The sequence below is a fragment of the Bradyrhizobium sp. Kon37 genome (assembly GCF_055807535.1).
Genome location: NZ_JBVVOY010000030.1, coordinates 13,629 through 33,743 on the forward strand (window position 1 = coordinate 13,629; position 20,115 = coordinate 33,743).

General features: G+C 65.7%; 15 protein-coding genes. 10 read left to right on the forward strand and 5 right to left on the reverse strand.

Features of this window, described 5'->3' with window-relative positions; all coding sequences use genetic code 11:
* Positions 1 to 10: 10 nt before the first annotated feature.
* Entirely contained in the window at positions 11 to 1,639 is a 1,629-nt protein-coding gene (locus tag AC0L3J_RS32950; RefSeq protein ID WP_473349833.1) for an FAD-dependent oxidoreductase, read from the reverse strand.
* 110 nt (positions 1,640 to 1,749) lie between these two features.
* Here AC0L3J_RS32950 and AC0L3J_RS32955 point away from each other — a divergent pair, with 110 nt between their 5' ends.
* On the forward strand, positions 1,750 to 2,292 hold the full coding sequence (locus AC0L3J_RS32955) for a MarR family winged helix-turn-helix transcriptional regulator (protein ID WP_473349834.1): 543 nt from the start codon (positions 1,750 to 1,752) through the stop codon (positions 2,290 to 2,292).
* Here the strand turns inward: AC0L3J_RS32955 and AC0L3J_RS32960 are convergent, their stop codons facing one another.
* Entirely contained in the window at positions 2,293 to 3,099 is an 807-nt protein-coding gene (locus AC0L3J_RS32960) for an N-acyl homoserine lactonase family protein (RefSeq protein WP_473349835.1), read from the reverse strand.
* Positions 3,100 to 3,471: 372 nt separating this feature from the next.
* On the opposite strand from AC0L3J_RS32960, the gene AC0L3J_RS32965 reads away from it, so the two are divergent.
* From AC0L3J_RS32965 to AC0L3J_RS32990, 6 genes are all read left to right on the forward strand, one after another.
* Entirely contained in the window at positions 3,472 to 4,980 is a 1,509-nt protein-coding gene (locus tag AC0L3J_RS32965; RefSeq protein ID WP_473294974.1) for a caspase family protein, read from the forward strand.
* 146 nt (positions 4,981 to 5,126) lie between these two features.
* A complete protein-coding gene (locus AC0L3J_RS32970) occupies positions 5,127 to 5,798 on the forward strand; it encodes an OmpA family protein (protein WP_473349836.1) in 672 nt (223 codons plus the stop codon).
* 158 nt (positions 5,799 to 5,956) lie between these two features.
* Complete coding sequence (locus AC0L3J_RS32975) at positions 5,957 to 6,886, forward strand: efflux RND transporter periplasmic adaptor subunit (protein ID WP_456766715.1); 930 nt, start codon at positions 5,957 to 5,959, stop codon at positions 6,884 to 6,886.
* The gene (locus tag AC0L3J_RS32980) at positions 6,886 to 10,035 is read left to right on the forward strand and encodes an efflux RND transporter permease subunit (protein WP_473349837.1); all 3,150 of its coding nucleotides are present in this window, start codon (positions 6,886 to 6,888) and stop codon (positions 10,033 to 10,035) included. The genes AC0L3J_RS32975 and AC0L3J_RS32980 overlap by 1 nt, the downstream gene beginning before the upstream one ends.
* Before the next feature lie 63 nt (positions 10,036 to 10,098).
* A complete protein-coding gene (locus AC0L3J_RS32985) occupies positions 10,099 to 10,338 on the forward strand; it encodes a DUF433 domain-containing protein (RefSeq protein ID WP_456766717.1) in 240 nt (79 codons plus the stop codon).
* Positions 10,335 to 10,700, forward strand: a complete 366-nt coding sequence (locus AC0L3J_RS32990) for a DUF5615 family PIN-like protein (RefSeq protein WP_473349838.1) — start codon at positions 10,335 to 10,337, stop codon at positions 10,698 to 10,700. The genes AC0L3J_RS32985 and AC0L3J_RS32990 overlap by 4 nt, the downstream gene beginning before the upstream one ends.
* 3 nt (positions 10,701 to 10,703) lie before the next feature.
* Here the strand turns inward: AC0L3J_RS32990 and AC0L3J_RS32995 are convergent, their stop codons facing one another.
* Positions 10,704 to 11,378, reverse strand: coding sequence for a Crp/Fnr family transcriptional regulator (locus AC0L3J_RS32995; RefSeq protein ID WP_007599026.1), 675 nt, complete (start codon positions 11,376 to 11,378; stop codon positions 10,704 to 10,706).
* Positions 11,379 to 11,613: 235 nt separating this feature from the next.
* Here AC0L3J_RS32995 and AC0L3J_RS33000 point away from each other — a divergent pair, with 235 nt between their 5' ends.
* The 3 genes from AC0L3J_RS33000 (at position 11,614) to AC0L3J_RS33010 (ending at position 17,489) form a co-directional block, all read left to right on the forward strand.
* A complete protein-coding gene (locus AC0L3J_RS33000) occupies positions 11,614 to 13,692 on the forward strand; it encodes an AsmA family protein (protein ID WP_473349839.1) in 2,079 nt (692 codons plus the stop codon).
* A 273-nt stretch (positions 13,693 to 13,965) separates the two neighbouring features.
* Positions 13,966 to 16,413 carry an adenylate/guanylate cyclase domain-containing protein gene (locus tag AC0L3J_RS33005; protein WP_473349840.1) on the forward strand — a complete coding sequence of 816 codons (2,448 nt, stop codon included), beginning with the start codon at positions 13,966 to 13,968 and terminating at the stop codon, positions 16,411 to 16,413.
* 248 nt (positions 16,414 to 16,661) lie between these two features.
* Positions 16,662 to 17,489, forward strand: a complete 828-nt coding sequence (locus AC0L3J_RS33010) for a hypothetical protein (protein WP_473349841.1) — start codon at positions 16,662 to 16,664, stop codon at positions 17,487 to 17,489.
* Here AC0L3J_RS33010 and AC0L3J_RS33015 read toward each other — a convergent pair whose 3' ends face one another.
* Both AC0L3J_RS33015 and AC0L3J_RS33020 read right to left on the reverse strand, forming a co-directional pair.
* A complete protein-coding gene (locus AC0L3J_RS33015) occupies positions 17,490 to 18,779 on the reverse strand; it encodes a Spy/CpxP family protein refolding chaperone (RefSeq protein ID WP_473349842.1) in 1,290 nt (429 codons plus the stop codon). It abuts the gene before it with no gap.
* Positions 18,780 to 19,040: 261 nt separating this feature from the next.
* Positions 19,041 to 20,048 carry a LysM peptidoglycan-binding domain-containing protein gene (locus AC0L3J_RS33020; RefSeq protein WP_473349843.1) on the reverse strand — a complete coding sequence of 336 codons (1,008 nt, stop codon included), beginning with the start codon at positions 20,046 to 20,048 and terminating at the stop codon, positions 19,041 to 19,043.
* Positions 20,049 to 20,115 lie beyond the last annotated feature (67 nt).

Genomic DNA, 20,115 nt, shown 5'->3' on the forward strand with positions numbered 1-20,115 from the left:
AATCCTCAATTCAATTCAAGCCCTGCGCGCGTGACAGCGCTGCCGCGACGCCAGCGCGCGTGGGGTGGCGGAAGCGCGCCGCGACATAGCCGTCCGGCCTGAGTAAGTAGGCTGAGCCGGGCTCCGCGTCATAGCGCTTTGCGGTGAGCCCCGCCGGATCTGCGAGCCCGTCCTCACCGCCGATGCAGATGTCCTTCACACCAACAGGCGCCTCGATCGCCGCGCCATTGCTGAACGACAGCAAGGTGAAGTCCGTTCCACCCTTGCGGAACGCATCCGTCAAATAGGCTTGCTCGCCCGCGCGGGTCGTAACGGGAGCATCGAGCATCGAGCAACCCGGCAGCGGGCCAGCGCTCCAAGCATCCGCATCGGGCGATGACAGCGGCGAGTCATAGCTGCACGGCACCGACAGCCGCCCGCCATTGACCATGCGCTTGCCGAACTCCGTTTCCTTGGCCAGCGACAGCACCGCCTTGCGCAGCCGCGCTTCCTGATGCGAGTTCGGCGCCATGAAATCGGTCGAGCGGGTGGATTCGCGGATGTTCTCGTCGGCCGCCAGGCTGCGCTCAACATGATAACTCTCGAGCAGGCTCGCGGGTGAGGCGCCGCACAGCACGCGGTCGAGTTTCCAGGACAGGTTTTCGGCGTCCTCGAGTCCCGAATTGGCGCCGCGCGCGCCGAACGGCGAGACCTGGTGCGCGGAATCGCCTGCAAAGATCACGCGGCCATGGACGAAGCGGTCCATCCGCCGGCACTGGAATTTGTAGAGCGAGATCCACTCGAACTCGAACTTGTCGTGGCCGAGCATGCGCGCAATCCGCGGCCGCACATTCTCGGGCTTCTTCTCGACGATGGGGTCGGCATAGCGATTGAGCTGGAGGTCGATGCGCCAGACATCGTCAGGCTGCCTGTGCAGCAACGCCGACCGCCCGGCATGAAACGGCGGATCGAACCAGAACCAGCGCTCGGTCGGGAATTCCGCGGTCATTTTGACGTCGGCGATCAGGAACTGGTCCTCGAACACCTGTCCCGCGAAGTCGGCGCCCACCATCTGCCGCAGCGAGGAGCGCGCGCCGTCGCAGGCGACGACATATTGCGCGTGCAGGCGATAGGCGCCCTCCGGCGTCTCGATCGTCAGCGCGACGGAATCGTTGCGGCGCTCCAGCGCTGTCACCTTGTTGCGCCAGCGCAGATTGATCTCGGGCAGCTCGCTGATGCGGTCGACCAGATAGGCTTCGGCGTAATATTGCTGGAGATTGATGAAGGCCGGCCGCTTGTGACCGTCGTCCGGCAGCAGATTGAACTGGTAGAGCTGCTGCTCGCCGTGGAAGATGCGGCCGACGCTCCAGACCACGCCCTTGTCGACCATGCGGTCGCCGACGCCGAGCCGGTCCCAATATTCCAGCGAACGTTTCGAGAAGCAGATCGCGCGAGAGCCCTCGCCAATGCGGTCTGCATCATCCAGAAGGACGACGCGCTGGCCGCGCTGGGCAAGGTCGATCGCCAGCGACAGCCCGACCGGGCCCGCGCCGACGATCACCACGGGATGCTCGGCCGCGCTCTGGCCGGGACGATCCTGATCGGGGTGGCGGCGATAGCCGAACTGGGTTTTGGCCTGATGCGTATTGGCCTGCGCCATGCGCTAACCTCGGCTCTGGTCAGAAGAGGACTGATCTGCTAGATAGTCTCACGTGCAACTATTTTGGACCGGAGCCGGCCGGCCGTCAACTGGAATTCGGAGCGCTCTCCTTGGCGAGGACATCCAGCGACATCGCGCTGAAGACACGCGAGGCCGATGAGGCTTCACGTCGACCAAAAAAACGGCTCGACCTGTTCAGGTTCGTGCCGTTCCGCCTCAACCGGCTCGCCGCGGAGGTGAGTTCCGCGCTCGCGGTCGAATATCAGGAGCGTCACGGCCTCGACATCCCGGCCTGGCGCGTGATCGCGACGCTCGGCTTCCGCAACGATGCCTGCAGCGCGCAGTACGTCGCGCAATGCACCCGCACGCACAAATCCACCATCAGTCGCGCGGTGACCATGTTGCTGCAAGAGGGTTTGATCGAGCGCGTCGAGAACGAAGCCGATCGCCGCGAATTCCGCCTGCGGCTGACAAGGAAAGGCCGCACGCTCTACGAGGAGCTGTTTCCGCAATTGCTGCGGCGGGAAGACGAGATTCTCGCCTGCCTCTCCGCGCAGGAGCGCAAACAGCTGTCGACACTGCTCGGCAAGATCGAACAGAGCCTCGATTTGATTCAGACCAGCGAGGAGGCCGACGCCAAGCAGGCGTATTGATCACTTTGCAAACGACCGCGACGGCGGCAGATGCAGCGCCCAGACATCGCCCTCGTCGCTGGCGCGCGGATAGATTTCGGTCACGATCGGATCGTGGCCAGGAATGAACCGGTCAGGATGGCCGGCGAGACGCTCGATCGTCTCCCAGCCAACCGCCATGTCGCCGACATTGTAGACGATCGGGAACGGGCTCCGGCGCTGGAGATTGGCGTAATAATGCGCGGCATCGGACGCCAGCACCACGGGCCCGCGCGCAGTCTCGACCTTCACCACCTGCAGGCCGTCCGAATGGCCGCCGACGCGGTGCACGGTGACGCCGGGCGCGACCTCGCCGTCGCCGGAATAGAAATTGACGCGCTCGCCATAGACATGGCGGACCATCTGGGTGACGTGCTCGACCGAGAACGGATGTCGCAGCAGTCCGTTGCACATGCAGCGCCCCGTCGCGTAGGCCATCTCGCGCTCCTGGATATGGAAGCGCGCGTTTGGGAAGCGGTCCAGATTGCCGGCATGGTCGTAATGCAGATGCGTCACGATGATGTCGCGAATGCTCGACGCCGCGATACCAAAGCGCTCCAGCGCGTCGACCGGGTTGAGTGTCAGCTTGCGGGCCCGCGTGGACGCTTCCTCGGCATTGAAGCCGGTATCGACCAGGATGTCGCGGCCGTTGCCGCGGATCAGCCAGACGAAATAGTCGAGGTCCTGCGCCGCGCTGTCATGCGGGTCGGGCGCGAGGAAGTTCATGTGGGGCGTGCGCGGCGACATCGTCGCATAGCGCAGGGCGTAGATTTCGTAGGCGTTTCCCATGATTAGATCTTGCTCTTTTGTGGATGCACCTTCAGGAGCGATTGATCGCAACAAGCCATCGTCCACCGCAAAGGTCAAACACCTGAGCTTGCGAAGGAGGCCCGTCCGCAATGTGAGACCAATCACATTGTTGTCGCCATGGCTGCCCTAAGGTGCAGCCGCAATGACAACCAGAATGCATCGCGTGCAATCGTGACCGCCCGTTTATTCCCCCCGCAACATGCCCATGCGTCGCGGTCAATTGTCGCGATAGCGCCGAATCCGCAAGCGGTTGACGCCCTCCTTCCCCGGTTTGATAATGCACATTGCGTAAGTTAAGGTCGCCGCGGCGCAAGCTGGAAACGGCGCCTTTTTGGCTGGATCGCGCTAATTATGAAAATTCGCTTGTTTTTCGTTCTGTCCTTGCTCGTGTCGCTCATCCCGACCGCTCCGTCACTTGCGGCCGGCGATCGCTTTGCGCTGGTCATCGGCAACGCCAAATACCCGGACGCCGACGCGCCCCTGAAGGAACCGCTCAACGACGCGCGCGACGTCGCCGACGAGCTCAAGCGCGACGGCTTTTCCGTCGAGACCGGTGAGAACCTGACCGGTGACGGCATGCGCCGTGCTTTCGACAAGCTCTACGGCAAGATCAAGCCGGGGTCGGTGGCACTGGTGTTCTTCAGCGGCTTCGGCATCCAGTCCGCGCGGCAGAGCTATTTGCTGCCGATCGATGCGCAGATCTGGACCGAATCCGACGTGCGGCGCGACGGCATCAGCCTCGAAACCGTGCTCGGCGAGCTCAACACCCGCGGCGCCGGCGTCAAGATCGCGCTGGTCGACGCCTCCAGGCGCAATCCGTTCGAGCGCCGGTTCCGCAGCTTCTCGGCCGGCCTGACCCCCGTCATCGCGCCGAACGGCACGCTGGTGATGTATTCGGCGGCGCTGGCCTCGGTGGTCTCGGACGCCGGCGGCGAGCACAGCCTGTTCGTCCAGGAACTCCTCAAGGAAATCCGCGTCCCCGACCTGATGGCCGAGGAGACGCTGAACCGCACCAAGATGGGCGTCACCCGTGCCTCCCGGGGCGAGCAGGTGCCGTGGATCTCCTCGTCGCTGGCCGAGGATTTCTCGTTCATTCCAGGGGCCGGCGGGTCGCGCCCAACAACGGCTCCGCCTCCCGCGCCGCCGCCGGTCGTCGCCAACAACCCGCCGCCGGCCCCGCCCGCGCCACCGCCACCTGTGCTGCCGAAACCGGCCGACACAGTGGCCGCGCCCGCTCCGTCACCGAAGCCGCAGGTCGAGGCTGCCTTGCCACCGGCACCGCCGCCGCCACCACCGCCTGTGCTACCGGCCGATCCCGTCACCGCTCCGAGCATGGAAAGCGGGCCGAGTGCCGCCGTCCTGGCCGAGGACCCCACCATCAAGGGGCTGACCGCCAAGATCGCGGCCAATCCGGATGACGTGAACGCGCTTTACCGGCGCGGTCAGGTCTATGCCAGCAAGGGCGCCTACAGCCTGGCCATCAAGGATTTTGACGAGACGCTCCGGATCAACCCGAAGGACGTCGAGGCGCTGAACAACCGCTGCTGGACCCGCACCGTCGTCGGCGACCTCCAGGGCGCGCTGAAGGATTGCAACGAGGCCCTGCGGCTGCGGCCGAACTTCGTCGACGCGCTGGACAGCCGGGGGCTCGTCAATCTGAAATCGGGAGCGGTGAAGAACGCCATCGCCGATTTCGAGGCCGCCCTGAGGATCAATCCGCGCCTGACCTCCTCGCTGTTCGGACGCGGGATCGCCAAGCAGCGCAACGGCTCGGCGCAGGAAGGTGCGCTCGACATCGCCAATGCCAAGGCGATGGACCCGAACATTGTTCAGGAATTCGCAAGCTACGGAGTGCGTTGATATTTTTTTGAATCGGGGCCGATGTGCCTCGAACCCGCGACGGCCTGGCGAAGACTAATTGATCGGATGCCGCCGCCCGCCTTTTCGGGGCGGCTTACTGCAGGATTTTCGAACCGCGCCAGCTGGCTGCGCAGGAGGGACTGGCTATGAGATTGGCTGCAAAGGGACTTACCGCAATCCTGTCCATCATCACCGTTGGCGCCGCGCTGTCGCTGACGATCCCGCTGGCATTCGCCGGCGACGACGGCAACAGCAAGAACGTCACCGAAGACGAGATCCTCCGCGCGCTGGCGCCGCCGCCGAAGAAGCCGTTGACGCGCGGCCTCTCGGTCGCTCCGCAGGCCGATCCCGCACCGAGTGCGGCTGAGTCCAAGCTGATCCAGTCTGTGCGCGGCCGCTCGACGCGCTCCCTTTCGTCGGTCGAGCGTGAAGAAATCGCCTCGGCGGCCAAGGACAAGCCGAACATCGATCTGGAAATCACGTTCGACTACAACTCGGCCAATATCAGCGCAAAATCGCTTGCCTCGGTCCAGGCGCTCGGCCGCGCGCTGACCAGCCCCGACCTGAAGGGCTCGACCTTCGTGGTCGCCGGCCACACTGACGCCGCCGGTGGCGAGAGCTACAACCAGGATCTGTCGGAGCGCCGCGCGGATTCGATCAAGCGCTATTTGGTCGACAAGTACAGCATCTCCGCGACCGACCTCGTCACCGTCGGCTACGGCAAGAGCAAGCTGAAGGACCCGGCCCAGCCGATGGCGGAGGTCAATCGTCGCGTGCAGGTCGTCAACATGGAAAACAAGACCACCGCATCGAAGTGAGCACGACGTAATCCTTTGAAGTGACAAGTCGTGATGTGGTGTAAAGTCTCGCTTCCAGCGCGCGTCCCGCAGGCTTGCGGGACGCTGCTTCATTTCAGGGAAACGCTCTCCACGGGCCGCGCGCGGATGGCCGTGAGCCAGGCCAGGACGATCCGGCGATGAACCTCTCCCAATATCTCAAGCCAGCCGGAACAGTGGTCTTCGTCGTCGCGCTCGGCGTCGGCTATTATCTGTTCGAGCACCGGCACCGCGCCGAGCCCAAGGAAACGCCGAGCGAGGCGCTGGTCATCGTGACCAAGTCGACCAATGCCTGCTTCTCCGACCTGGTCCGGGTGACCGGCTTCTTCGTGCCGCGCCGCGAAGCCGTGGTCGTCGCCGACCAGGAGGGATCCAGGGTCACCGACCTCTTCGTCACCGAGGGCACCCTCGTCACCGACAATCAGGAGCTGGCGCGTCTGACCGCACCGCCCCAGATTCCGGGCCAGCCGCCGCGGCCCGGCCCGCAAGGTCCGGTCTCGCTGAAGGCCTCTGCGCCCGGCCTCGTCACCGAGGTGCGCACCATCGTCGGCGCACCGGCCTCGCCGCAGGCCGGCCCGATGTTCCGTATCGCCGTCAACAACGAGATCGAGCTGGATGCGCAGGTCCCGGCGGTGCACATGGCCAAGCTCAGCTCCGGCGCGACGGTGCGCATCAGCCGCGACGACGCGCCCGATCTGATCGGGCGGGTCAGGCTGGTCGCGCCCGAAATCGATCGCGCCACCCAGCTCGGCCGCGTGCGCATCAGCGTCACCAACAATCCCTCGCTGAAAGTCGGCGTGTTCGCCCGCGCCTCGATCGACGCCAAGCGAAGCTGCGGCGTCGCGGTTCCGAAGACCGCGATCGACCATCTCACCGTGCAGGTCGTCAAAGGCAACATTGTCGAGACGCGCAAGGTACGGGTCGGGCTGTCGTCGGACAGCGCGACGGAAATCCTGGAAGGCCTCAACGTCGGCGAAATCGTCGTCGCCGATGCCGGCTCTTCGCTGCATGACGGCGACCAGATCAAGACTATGTTCGCCGATGAACTCGATCGCACGCGGGTACGCTGATGGCTCTCAATATCTCGGCATGGTCGATCCGCAATCCGCTGCCGTCGGTGGTCTTTTCCATCATCCTCCTGATCCTCGGCTGGGTGTCGTTCACCAAGCTCGCGGTGACGCGGCTGCCCTCGGCCGACATTCCCGTGATCTCGGTCGCGGTATCGCAGTTCGGCGCGGCACCCGCCGAGCTCGAATCCCAGGTCACCAAGACGGTTGAAGACGCCGTCTCCGGCGTCGAAGGCGTCAGGCACATCACCTCGCAGATCACCGACGGCCTATCGGTGACGACCATCCAGTTCGCCCTGGAAACCAACACCGACCGCGCGCTCAACGACGTCAAGGACGCGGTGACGCGCGTGCGCTCCAACCTGCCGCAGAACGTCACCGAGCCGCTGATCCAGCGCGTCGACGTCATCGGCCTGCCGATCGTCACCTACGCCGCAATCTCGCCCGGCAAGACGCCGGAGCAGCTCTCCTATTTCGTCGACGACGTGGTCAAGCGCGCGCTGCAGGGCGTGCGCGGCGTCGCGCAGGTCGAGCGCATCGGCGGTGTGGAGCGCGAGATCCTGGTCTCGCTCGATCCCGACCGCCTGCAGTCGATGGGGCTGACGGCCGTTAACGTCAGCCAGAGCCTGCGCGGCACCAATGTCGACGTCGCCGGCGGCCGCGCCGAGATCGGCAAGAACGACCAGGCGATCCGCACCCTCGCCGGCGCCAAGACGTTGAGCGATCTTGCCGGCACCATGATTCCGCTGTTCGGCGGCGGCGAGGTCCGGCTCGACGATCTCGGCACCGTGACCGACACCATCGCGGACCGCCGCACCTTCGCCCGCTTCAACGGCGAGCCGATCGTCGCGCTCGGCATCAAGCGCTCCAAGGGTGCCAGCGACGTGAAGGTCGCCGAGGCCGTGCAGAAGCGCATCGACACGCTCAAGGCCACCTATCCCGACGTCGACCTGAAGGTGATCGACACCTCGGTCGAATATACCAACGGCAATTACCACGCGGCTATCTCGACCCTGTTCGAAGGCGCTATCCTCGCCGTCGTGATCGTGCTGTTGTTCCTGCGCGACCTGCGCGCCACCATCATCGCCGCGATCTCGCTGCCGCTGTCGATCTTCCCGGCATTCTGGGCGATGGACCTGCTCGGCTTCTCGCTCAACCTCGTCAGCTTCCTCGCCATCACGCTGTCGACGGGTATTCTGGTCGACGACGCCATCGTCGAGATCGAGAACATCGTCAGGCACATGAACATGGGCAAGTCGCCCTATCGTGCCGCCCTGGAAGCCGCCGACGAGATCGGCCTCGCGGTGATCGCGATCTCGCTGACGATCATCGCGATCTTCGCACCCGCGAGCTTCATGTCGGGCATCGCCGGACAGTTCTTCAAGCAGTTCGGCATCACCGTCTCGGTGCAGGTGTTCTTCTCGCTGCTCGCGGCGCGCTTCGTCACGCCGGTGCTCGCCGCCTACTTCCTCAAACATGGCAATCACCAAGAGCCGCCGCCCGGCCGCGTGCTGCGGTCCTATCACAGGCTCGTGGCCTGGTCGGTGAAGCACTATTTCATCACGGTGCTGGCCGGCTTCGGCGTCTTCGCCGCCTCGATCTGGAGCATCACGCTGCTGCCGCAGGGTTTCCTGCCGGCGCAGGACAGCTCGCGCTCGCTGGTTGCCCTCGAGCTGCCGCCGGGCACCCAGCTCGCCTACACCGAAAAGGTCACCGAGGACATCGTGGCGCGCCTGCGCAAGCGGCCAGAGGTGAAGAGCATCTTCGTCGACGGCGGCCGCGTTCCACCGGGGACCCAGGAGGTCCGACGCGCCGCCTTGATCATCAACTACACGCCCAAGGACAGCCGCGACATCACCCAGCGCGAGCTCGAATTCTCGATCAGCCAGGAGCTGGAGAACATTCCAGACATCCGCTTCTGGTTCCTCGACGAGAACGGCCTGCGCGCGATCTCGCTGGTCGTGACCGGCGCAGACGCCAACATCGTCAACAACGTCGCCAGCGAACTCGCGACGCAGATGAAGCGGATTCCCACCATCTCCAACGTGATCTCGGAAACCACGCTGGAGCGGCCCGAGCTGCGCGTCGAACCGCGCGCCGATCTCGCCGCACGGCTCGGCGTGTCGACCGAAAGCCTGTCGCAGACCATCCGCGTCGCCACCATCGGTGACGTCGGCCCCGCGCTCGCCAAGTTCGACGTCGGCGACCGTCTGGTGCCGATCCGCGTGCAGCTCGAGGATGCCGCGCGCGGCAATCTGAAGACACTCGAACAGTTGCGCGTGCCGCTCGGCGAGCACGGCGAGAAGGGCGGCGTGCCGCTCTCCGTCATCGCCGACGTCAAGCTCGACCAGGGTCCGACCAGCATCAACCGTTACGATCGCGAACGACAGGCGACCGTCGCGGCCGATCTCGTCGGCTCGGCCGCACTCGGCGACGCCACCAAGAAGATCTACGACCTCCCGGTCATGAAGAGCCGGCCGAAGGGCGTGAAGGTCTCACCCTCCGGCGATGCCGAAAGCCTGAACGAACTGTCCGAAGGCTTTGCCACCGCGATCACGGCGGGCCTGATGATGGTCTACGCCGTGCTGGTGCTGCTGTTCGGCACCTTCCTGCAGCCGATCACCATCCTGTTCTCGCTGCCGCTCTCGATCGGCGGCGCAATCGCGGCCCTGCTGGTCACCGGCAAGCAGCTCACGACGCCGGTGTGGATCGGCATCCTGATGCTGATGGGCATCGTCACCAAGAACGCGATCATGCTGGTAGAATTCGCCATCGAGTCCATTCACGCCGGCACACCGCGCGAAGAAGCCATGATCGACGCGGGCATGAAACGCGCACGCCCGATCGTGATGACCACGATCGCGATGGCCGCGGGCATGATGCCAAGCGCGCTCGCGGTCGGTGCCGGCGGCGAGTTCCGCTCGCCGATGGCGCTCGCGGTGATCGGCGGCCTGATCTTCTCGACCATCCTGTCACTGGTGTTCGTGCCCGCGATGTTCATGGTGATGGACGATCTCGGCGCCCTGATCTGGCGCTTCGCCAAGCGACTGGTCGTGCACAGCGAAGATGCGGAGGGCGCCGGTCATCACGGAGCTGCGCCGGCCGAAGCGATGCCGGGACCGAAGAACATCGTGCACCCTGCAGCGGAGTAGGTTCCGGGCGAGCCGGCTGAGGGCGCACTGGCGAAGGTCGTCGGCAGGCGCTATGTTGCTCTGATGGCTTTGGCACGTATCACGATCGACCCAACGGTTTGCACCGGCAAGCCCTGCATTCGCGGGTTGCGGTTTCCGGTCGCACGGTTACTCGGCCTGCTGGCAGCCGGTGAAACTCGCGAATCCGTTTTGAACGACTACCCCTATCTCGAACGCGAAGATATCGATGAGGCATTGCGCTACGCGGCCTTCCTCGCAGAGGACGAAGCCGTCGAGCTGCACCCCGCCGTCGCGGCGAAGTGAAATTCCTCGTCGATATGCCGCTCTCGCCAGTGTTGTCGCACTGGCTGACAGAGAGGGGGCATGATGCAGTCCACGCCTCTGAGATAGGCCTTCATGCCGCGAGCGATGTCGAGATCATCGATCGCGCCAGGAGGGAGGTGCGCACGGTCGTCACGGCAGACCTCGACTATCCTCGCCTCATTGCAACCGCGGGCAACGATAGCCCCAGCCTCATTCTGTTCCGAGGCGGCGACTGGACAGAGGCGGGCGTCCGAACACGACTGGCAGAGGTTTTATCCGCCCTGACCGAGGATGAGATACAGGGCAGCATCATTACCATCGACCGGGATCGCGTCCGCCGGCGCAGACTCCCGATCACTTAACTCCTACTCGTTCCGCGCGATCGCCGTCAGCTTGGTCATGTTCCGCAGCAGGATGCGGCCGCGCTGGAGATCGAGGATCGCTTCCTTGCGCCAGGCCTGAAGCTGGCGGTTGACGCTCTCGCGGGCGGCGCCGACGAAGACACCGAGTTGCTCCTGCGAGATATGCACCTCCGAGCCGAAATCGGCGGCGAGCGCGCAGAGGCGCCGCGCGAGGCGAACCGGCAGCGGCTGGAGCATGGACTCTTCCATGCGCTCGCTCTGCCAGCGGATGCGCTGGCACAGCAGCGCGATGATCTTGATCCCGACCTTCGGCTCGCGTTCGAGGAAAGCGAGAAAGTCTTCGCGCCGCAGCACGAACAGCTCGCTGGCTTCGCCCGCGGTCGCGTCCGCGGTGCGGCTCTGGCCGTCCAGCACCGCAACCTCGCCGAACAGGTCGCCCGGCCCCATGAAGTTCAGCGTCAGGCGGCTGCCGTCGGAGGCGCCGGTCTCGATACGGACCTGCCCTCGCCGCACGCCGAACAGCGCATCGCCCGCGTCGCCCTTCTGGAACAGCACCTCGCCATTCCCCAGATGCTGGGTGTGGCAGAGATTCGCCAGCCGCTGGAGCTCGTCTGCTCCGAGATCGGCGAACATCGCATTCATCTTGAGGATGACCGCAAATTCGGCCTGCTTGCTCATTTCAATGTCCTTGTGAATTTCGTTGGCAAATCGCTTGGAACCATCAACATCAGGATCGCGTAAAACCGCGCCGGGGAAGTGTGCCATAAGTCACATAACTTTGCAGCACCCCCAGACTATTTTTACGTGCTTGGAGCCGCTTCCCGTCCCGGGATAAACTCAGGCGCAAAGGACGGGTGGAAATGACGGTCATGTGCCGGATTCGACGCCGATCGCTCGCCGCTGGAAAATCGACATGAGAGCCGTGAAATTCGCCGGCGCGGCGGTGGCCGCGATCGTCATCGTGATCGCACTCCTGCTGGTGGTCGGGGTCCCCTCGGGCTTCCTGACGTCGACGATTGCCTCGCGGGTCGAGAGCGCGACCGGCTATCGCCTGTCGATCGACGGCACCATCAGAATCAGCCTGTGGCCGACGCTGAACGTGACGCTGAACGACCTCACGCTTGCCGACCCCAAGGACCGCAGCGGCATCACCCGCCTGACCATCGACAGCGTGCAGGCCGACATGTTGCTCTCGAGCGTCTGGTCGGGCCGCCCGAAAATCAGCGAGCTCGTCGTCACCCATCCCGTGCTCTACCAGCCGCTGCTGCGTGAGCGCCTGCCGAATGCCGGCGGCACGTGGAAGCCGGGCGCGCTCGATACCGACGGCGCCGCCATCGACCGCATCAAGGTCACCGATGGCGAGATCGCATTCGCGCGCGTGCGCGATCGCGTCGAGAGCCGCATCAGCGCGGTCAATGCCGATGCGATCGTCGGCCGCGACCGCAAGATCAGCATCACCGGCACCGCACGGGTCGGCGAGCATCCGACCAAGTTCGACATCAAGGCGACCACGCCGGCGCCGCCGGCCGACCGACCGACCATTCCGGTGGATTTCGCCATCGACATGCCGGACGTGCTGAAGTCCCGGCTCGCGGGTCATGCCGAGATGCGGCTGAGCGGCGATGTCGTGATGATCAACGGCGTAAGCGGCACGCTCGGCGATGGCGCGTTCAACGGCTGGGCCTCGGTCGATATCGCGAGCAAGCCTCTGGTCAAGGTCGATCTCGACTTCCAGCGGCTCGCGATCCCGCTGGCGAAATCGCCGGAAGGCGCGTCCGGGCAACCCTGGAGCGATGCGCCGATCGACGTCTCCGGGCTCAACTATGTCGATGGGCAAATCAGGATCTCCGCGCATGAGGCGGTGATCGGCGAGGCACGTCTCGCACCGCTGGCGGTCGATGCAAAACTCGCCGGCGGCGTGCTGAAGGCCGGCACCGCCAATCTCGGCGCCTATGGCGGCCAGGTCTCGGGCGAATTGATCCTGGATGCGACCAGCGGCGCGCCGAGCTTTGCCATGCATTCCGACCTCGCCGGCGTGCGCGCGCTGCCGCTGCTGCAGGGCCTCGCCGAATTCGACCGGATCGACGGCAAGCTGCAGGCCAAGCTCGCGCTGCGCAGCGCCGGCACCAGCCAGCGCGCGCTGATGGCGAACATGCAAGGCACGGCCTTCGTCAATTTCCAGGATGGCGCCATTCGCGGCATCAACGTCGCGCAGATGATCCGCTCGCTGACCTCGGGCACGTTGTCCGGCTGGCAGGCAAACCAGGACAACGGTCGGGAGCAGAGCACGGATCTGTCGCAGCTCTCGGCGTCGTTCCGGATCGACAAGGGCCAGGCGGTGACCACCGATCTCAACCTGACCGGACCGCTGGTCCGCGTGACCGGCGCCGGCACGATCGCGCTCGACACCAAGATGATGGGCTTTCGCGTCGAGCCGAAGCTGGTGATGACGACCGAAGGCCAGGGCCGCGCCGCCGAGCCGGTCGGCTTCGGCATCCCCGTGATGATCCAGGGCACATGGTCGCAGCCGCGAATCTATCCCGACATGGCCGGCATGCTGGACAATCCGGACGCCGCCTATGCCAAGCTGCGTGAGATGGGCAAGGGGTTGTTCGGCGCTGATGGGGCCGGGCTCGGCAATATTCTGGGAAGCCTTGGCCTCGGGGGAGCCACCGCGCCGGGTGGCGGCAATGCGGCCGGCAATGCCAATCCGCAAACCCAGCAGCCCGGACAGAACAATTTGCTCGGCGGCCCCCTGGGCGAGGCGCTCGGCAATCTGATCCAGCAGGGACTTTCCGATGGCGCGGGAAACGGCACTGGGACTCCCACCGGCACAGGCACTGCCACCGGCCGCAGCCGCAGCCTGCCTGCAGCGCCATCCACACTGATGCCGCAAGCTTCGCCAGCGTCCCCCGGCCTGGAGGACCCGCCGGCGGCGCAGCAGGACAGCCAGCCGATGAACGACGTGCTGCGGCAGCTCTTTAATCGATGATTGCAGGACCAAAGCGCTGGACTCCCAGCCCTCCCTTGCCAAGGACACCCACTTACATCGGCTGGCCCGGCGGCGGCTTCCCCCAAACGGATGAGACTGCGACAATTCACCATGCTTCCGCCTGCCCCGACGCCCACGGCGGGTAACCACACCGGCCGGTCAGGCGGCCCCGACCAGTCCCTTCACAGTCCGTTGGACCAAATTGTGCTAGAAGGCTCGCAGGGTCCGTGCGGCCCGTAGCGCCGGCGCCGATGGCGGCGCGAGAGGATCGGGATGGCAGGAGCGAACGACAAGACACGGTTTCTACGCGAGGGCCTGTTCGCCAAATACGTCGTCTCTCTCGTCGGCCTCGTCGTGTTCGTGCTCGCCGTCAACGGCGCGATGGAGAGCTGGATCTCCTACCGCGCCACCAAGACACAGCTGACCGACGGTCTCGAGGACAAGGCGCAGGCCGCCGCGCGGCGGATCGAGCAGTCGATCTCCGAGCTCGAGCGCCAGATCAGCTGGGTGACGACGGCCAGCCGGGACACGCTCGAGAAGCGTCGCGCCGACTACGCCCAGCTCTTGCAGCAGGTCTCGGTCGTCACTCAGCTGTTCCAGCTCAACGGCGACGGCCGCGAGGTGCTGCGCGTCTCGCGCCAGTCGACCACGACCGGCAGCAATGCCGATCTCTCCCGCGACATGCGCTTCACCGACACCGTCGCGCGCGGCGTCAGCTACGCGCCGGCCTGGTTCTCCGACCGGAAGCCGTTCATGTCGATCTCGGTGGCGCATTCCGGTTTCAACGCCGGCGTCACCGTGGCCGAGCTCGATCTCAGCTTTCTCTCCGAGTACCTCTCCGACGCCCAGGTCGGCAAGGCCGCCTTCGCCTATGTGGTCGATCCGCGCGGCCGCGTGCTGGCGACGTCGTCGAAGGGCCCCGAGATCGGCAAGGACCTGTCGAAGCTGCCGCAGGTCGCGGCTGCGGTTGCACCGGGCCACGCGCCCGACAGTTCGGGCACCGACTTCAACGGCCATGCGGTGATGAGCGCGGCGAGCACCGTGCCGAAGCTCGGCTGGAGCGTGATGTTCGAGCAGCCGACCACGCAGGCCTTGATGCCGATCCGCGACCAGCTGGTGCGCATTGCGCTGCTGATCGGCATGGGCCTGCTGGTCGCGATCCTCGCCGGCACGCTTCTGGCGCGCCGCATGATCATCCCGATCACGGCGCTACGCGACGGCGCGCACAAGCTCGGCGAGGGCGATTTCAGCCATCGCATCGAGGTGCACACCGCGGACGAGCTGGAAGATCTCGCCGGGCAGTTCAACCGCATGGCCAGCCAGATCCAGGAGACCTATTCGGATCTGGAGACCAAGGTCGAGGAGCGCACCCGCGATCTCGCGCAGTCGATCAACGAGCTCAAGGTGCTGGAAGAGGTCGGCCGCGCGGTCGCCGCCTCGCTCGATCTCAACGCCGTGCTGCCGACGATCGCCGCGCGCGCGATCGAGATCACCCATGCCGACGCCGTGCTGATCTACGGCTATGACGCCGAGGCGCGCCGCTTCAATCTGGTCGAGGCCAACGGCATCGACAAATCCGCCGACGGCGCCCATGTCACGATCGACGAAGGCCAGGATATCCTGAGCGATGCGGCCGGGAGCGGCGAACCGATCGCGATCGCCGATCTCGAACAGGCCTCCGAGCAGCCGCTGCGCGATGTCGCGATCGCGGCCGGCTTCCATTCGGTGCTGGTGGTGCCGCTGGTGGACCAGCAGGGCACGCTCGGCTCGCTGGTAGTGCTGCGCCGCGCCAGCGGCGAGTTCGCCGCCAGCATCATCGGCCTGATGCGTACCTTTGCGAACCAGGCCGTGCTGGCGATGCGCAATGCGCGGCTGTTCACCGAGGTCGACCACAAGGGCCGCGAGCTCGCGGCTGCGCACGAAACCGTGCAGCAGCAGGCCGCCAAGCTCCAGGAGCAGACCGAGCAACTGCGCAACTGGAATCGCTCGCTGGAAGAGCGCGTCGAGAAACAACTCGGCGAGATCGGCCGCATCAAGCGGCTCGAGCGTTTCCTCGCCCCGCAGGTCGCGCAGCTGATCGCCTCGTCCGATGGCCACGACGCGCTGCTCGACAGCCACCGCCGCGAGGTCACCGTCGTGTTCTGCGATTTGCGCGGCTTCACCTCGTTCACGGAGGCGACCGAGCCGGAAGAGGCGATGAACGTGCTGCGCGAATATCACGCCGCGCTCGGCGAGCTGATCCACCGCTATGAAGGCACGCTCGACCGCTTTGCCGGCGATGGCGTGATGATCCTGTTCAACGCGCCGATTCAATTTGCCGACCACACCAAGCGCGCGGTGAAGATGGCGGTCGAGATGCGCGACGTGATTGGCCAATTGACCGAGAAGTGGAAGAACCGTGGTCACTCGCTCGGCTTCGGCGTCGGCGTCGCCATGGGCTACGCCACGCTCGGCCAGATCGGCTTCGAGCAGCGGCTCGAATATGCCGCGATCGGCAGCGTCACCAATCTCTCCTCCCGCCTCTGCGACGAAGCCAAGGCCGGCCAGGTCGTCGTCAGCCGCCGCGTCTACGGCATGGTCGAGCCCTGGGTCGAAGCCCGCGCACTCGACGATCTCGTGCTCAAGGGCTTCAACCACCCCGTGCTCGCGATGGAGATTCTGTCGTGGCGCGAGGAGGTGGACAACGTGGTGGATGCCGCCGCGGCGAGGCGGCGCGGGTAGTCCAAACAAAAACTGCAAAAACAACCCCATGCACAGTAGCCGGGGCCTGCAAGATCAATGACTTACGCGGGCACGGAATTGCCTGGACGCGATTTGACTCGTCGGGCAAAACACCGGCAGGATGATAGCATCCCCACGAACCACATCTCTCGTCCTCGCGACTAACGATCGCCTCCGCGTCGAGGCGAAAGTTCGGATGGAGCTGACCTGTGGCGCTTGCCTTGCCTTCGCGTGCGTATGATTTGCAGATGCTGGATCGGCCCGCTGATCGCGCGCGTGATCATGGCTGGGTCTACGGCCTGCCGCCGGGCATCAGCAGCGAACAATGGCCGCTTGATCCCGTCACCGGGTTTCCGCTGATGCATGGTTTTACACTTCTGCTGCCGGAGGATTATCGCGTGCATGGCGAGGACATCGTCGCGGTGTCGTTCTTTGCCACGGCGCCCGATCACAACGACGGCGGGGCGCCTGACGATCCCGAGATGCGCGACGCGGTGCTGGCGCGCCCCTCGCATCCGCGGCTCTCGCGTATGACCGACATCCTTGATTACGAATATGCCGCGCTGCTGTTGACGAAGAGCGAGTACGAGGGCCCGTTCGCTATGCCGCCGGCACCGCTTGCGCTTGCGACGACGGAGCGGCCGCGCTGGCTCGATGTCGGCGGCGCCAGCGCTTTCTTCGAATCCGCCCCGCCCTTCGCGCAGAAGATGTTCGCCGGCCCTCCGCGGGGCGATCTGGCGGAGAATCTCGCGATCGCCTTGATGCCGCGCGCGACCGATCCCAATGCCGGCAAGGCTCCGCAGGACCCGCACTTCCCGCGCAACCCGCCGAGCGACTATCAGTCCTACTACTACTTTGTCGACGGCGTCCCGAGCACCGAGAATTTCCGCTCGCACGACTGGGGCAAGGACCACGCTCACAACCACCTCGGCGGCACCATGCGGCCCTGCCAGGCCGTGCCGGAGATGAGCCCGTTCTACATCGAGTTCGAGGAATATTTCGGCGGCTACAATTTCGGCAGCGGCAACGCGCAGCTCGACTTCAAGGACATGAAGTTCGAGTGGGCGTGCGGGTGATCACGCCCCGCGCTTCGGCCCCATCGTCTCGAACCCCGCCTTCTGCTCGTCGCTTAAGTCGGCCTCGAAATCGTCGAGCGCGTCGCTGACGCCGTTCACCGCTTGCAGCATCGTCTCCAGCCGCGCCTTCACCGCAGTGAGGCGGGCCTGTGGTGTCGGTGCGGCCTGTGACGGACAGGCGCTCAGCGTCTCCATGGTGCGCAACGTGGTGTCCTGGAGCACGTCGAGACGCGCGCGGGCGGTGTCGTCGAGCTTGAGCGTGGAGGCGATCTCGGCCGCGGGCCATTGCTGCTGCACGAGCTGCTCGTATTGGCGCTGCAGCTTCTCGTCGTAGCGGGGATCGCTGTCCGCCTGGCAGGCCGATGCCGCCTGGGGATTCTTTTGCTGGATCGCCGCGAGCGCGACGCGGCGGTCCTTGGCCAAGCCGTCGAGCTTGGCTCTCTGGTCGTTGTCGAGGAGATCGACGAATTTTGCCAGCGACGGTGCGACGGCGTCCGTTGCCTTGATCATGGCCTCGATGCGCTCGCGCATCAGGCCGAGGCGCTCGATGGCCGTCGCGGGAACCTGCGTGGGACAGGCGGCACGGATGGTGTCGCGCGCGGATGCCCACGCGGTCGCAAGCTCGTCGAGCGCTGTGCGCTGCAATTCATTCGGCTGCACGATAGCGGCAATGCGATCGATCGGCAGTCCGCCAGTGTCGCTGGCATCGCAGACCGTCTCCGCGGTCGGGACTCGCCGTCCGCGCCGGCCCTGCGGCGCGGTGTAGGCGGCAAGCTCCGTGGCCGCATAGGGCGCGAAGATCGCGGCATAGATGTCGCCATAGCCGTAGAGCGAGAGGCTGGTCGTATCGCCGAGGATGATTGCGGTGGTGAGATCGTCATGCGCGAACGGCCAGAACACCGGGCCGACCCAGCCGTAGCTGCCGTCGGGGTGACGCCACCAGCCCTGCGGACGGCGGCCGCCGTGCCAGCCCGACAGCGCGGCCTGCGCCGTCATCGCCGCACGGAGGACGTAAGGATTGGCAGGCTGGCCTCGCTCTGCGCCGCGAGGATCTTGCGACCTCAACGCTGCGGAGCGGTATCGGCCGCCCCGCACCGCCATGCGGGCATGGCGCAAGCGCGACATGCCGATCATGTGGCCGACGGCGAAGCGCGCGACACCGAGCGGGCCGCCGCGGAAGCCGAATTGCGCCTCGGCGCGACTTGGCAACAGCGCCGTTAGAATCACGAGGGTTGCGCCTGTGAGCGCCAAGCCCAGCCTTGGCCTGAGCCCCAAGCGTGATCTCGACATGACCACTGACCTGTCCACCTTGGCCCTCCTCCGGCGCCAAGCGCGCATCGCGTCGCATCACAAAGACGCGCGAGGGAACCAAATGTTCCGGAAGCGTACAGGGCAAAGCGTCGCGGACTGCGGCAGTGCCAACTGGGTGCGTCTTCGCGGAGAGAGCCCCTCACCCCGCCCTCTCCCCGTAAGGACGGGGCGAGGGAGAAGAACAGCGGTCTTGGCTGCAAGAATGCACAAGAATGCAGGCGCAGCGGCGAAGCGCTGTCCTCACTCCGCCTTCTGCGGCAGTACGAAAGTCTGGCCGGGATAGATCAAATTGGGATTGTGGATCTTGGCGCGGTTGGCGTTGTAGATCACCGCAAAGCGGGCGCCGTCGCCGTAAGCGAGCCGGCTGAGCGCCCACAGGCTGTCGCCGCGGGAGATCACCCGGCTGCCGCCAGTTTCCGCCGGTGCACCGCTGATGGCGTCCGCCGGCGAGGCCGATGCGACGGTCGTGGCCGCGGGCGCCCGCGCCATGACCCCCGACCCGCTCTTTGGTTTCGGTGCGCCCATCAATCTCGGCCGGGCCGCGGGCCTGTCCGAGACCGATGCCACGACATCCGACTTGTCGTCGGGCTTCTCGGCCTTCGCCTCTTGTTTGGTCTCTTGCCGCGCGGCCGGTGCAGGGCGCGCGGGCGGTGGCGCGGCTTCGGCGATCACCACCGGCATGCTGCGGCCGGATTGCGTGACAGTGCCGTCAGGCGATTTCGCCCGCAAGGTCAGCTCATAGGAGCCGGCAGGAAGCTGCGGCGGCGTCATCACGAATTGGCCCGACGCATCCGCCACCACACTGTCGAGCGGCTTGCCGTCGCGCAGCAGCTCGACCTTGGCGCCCGGCGTCGCCTGGCCCGCGATCACCGCCGCCTCGCCGTGATCGTCGACGCGCGCGACGTCGAAACGGGGGCCGCTATCGGCAACCGCCGGCGGCGGCTTGACCGGTGCAAGATCGGCAAGCGCGGCCGTGACCTGCTTCTGGGTTTCAGCCAATGCACCCGCCTTCGGCTCGGGGGCCGGCGCCGGAGATGCAGCTGGTGCCGGCGGCGCGACCGCGGCGAGCTTGGGCTCTTCCGGTTTGGGTTCGACCTTGGCCTCGACCTTGGGTTCCGGCCTGGCGGCGATGTCGGTCTTCGCCCCCATCGGCAGCAGGCGACGCAGCTCGGTGGGGCCGATCACCAGCACGGTGCCGCCCACCGCGAGCAGACAGAATGCAATGAAGGCCTTGGATGCGGTCACCATCGGAAACGAACCTTGATCAGGAAGAACCTTGCAAATCAATCGAGCCGGCAAGGTGCGCCGTTTTGGC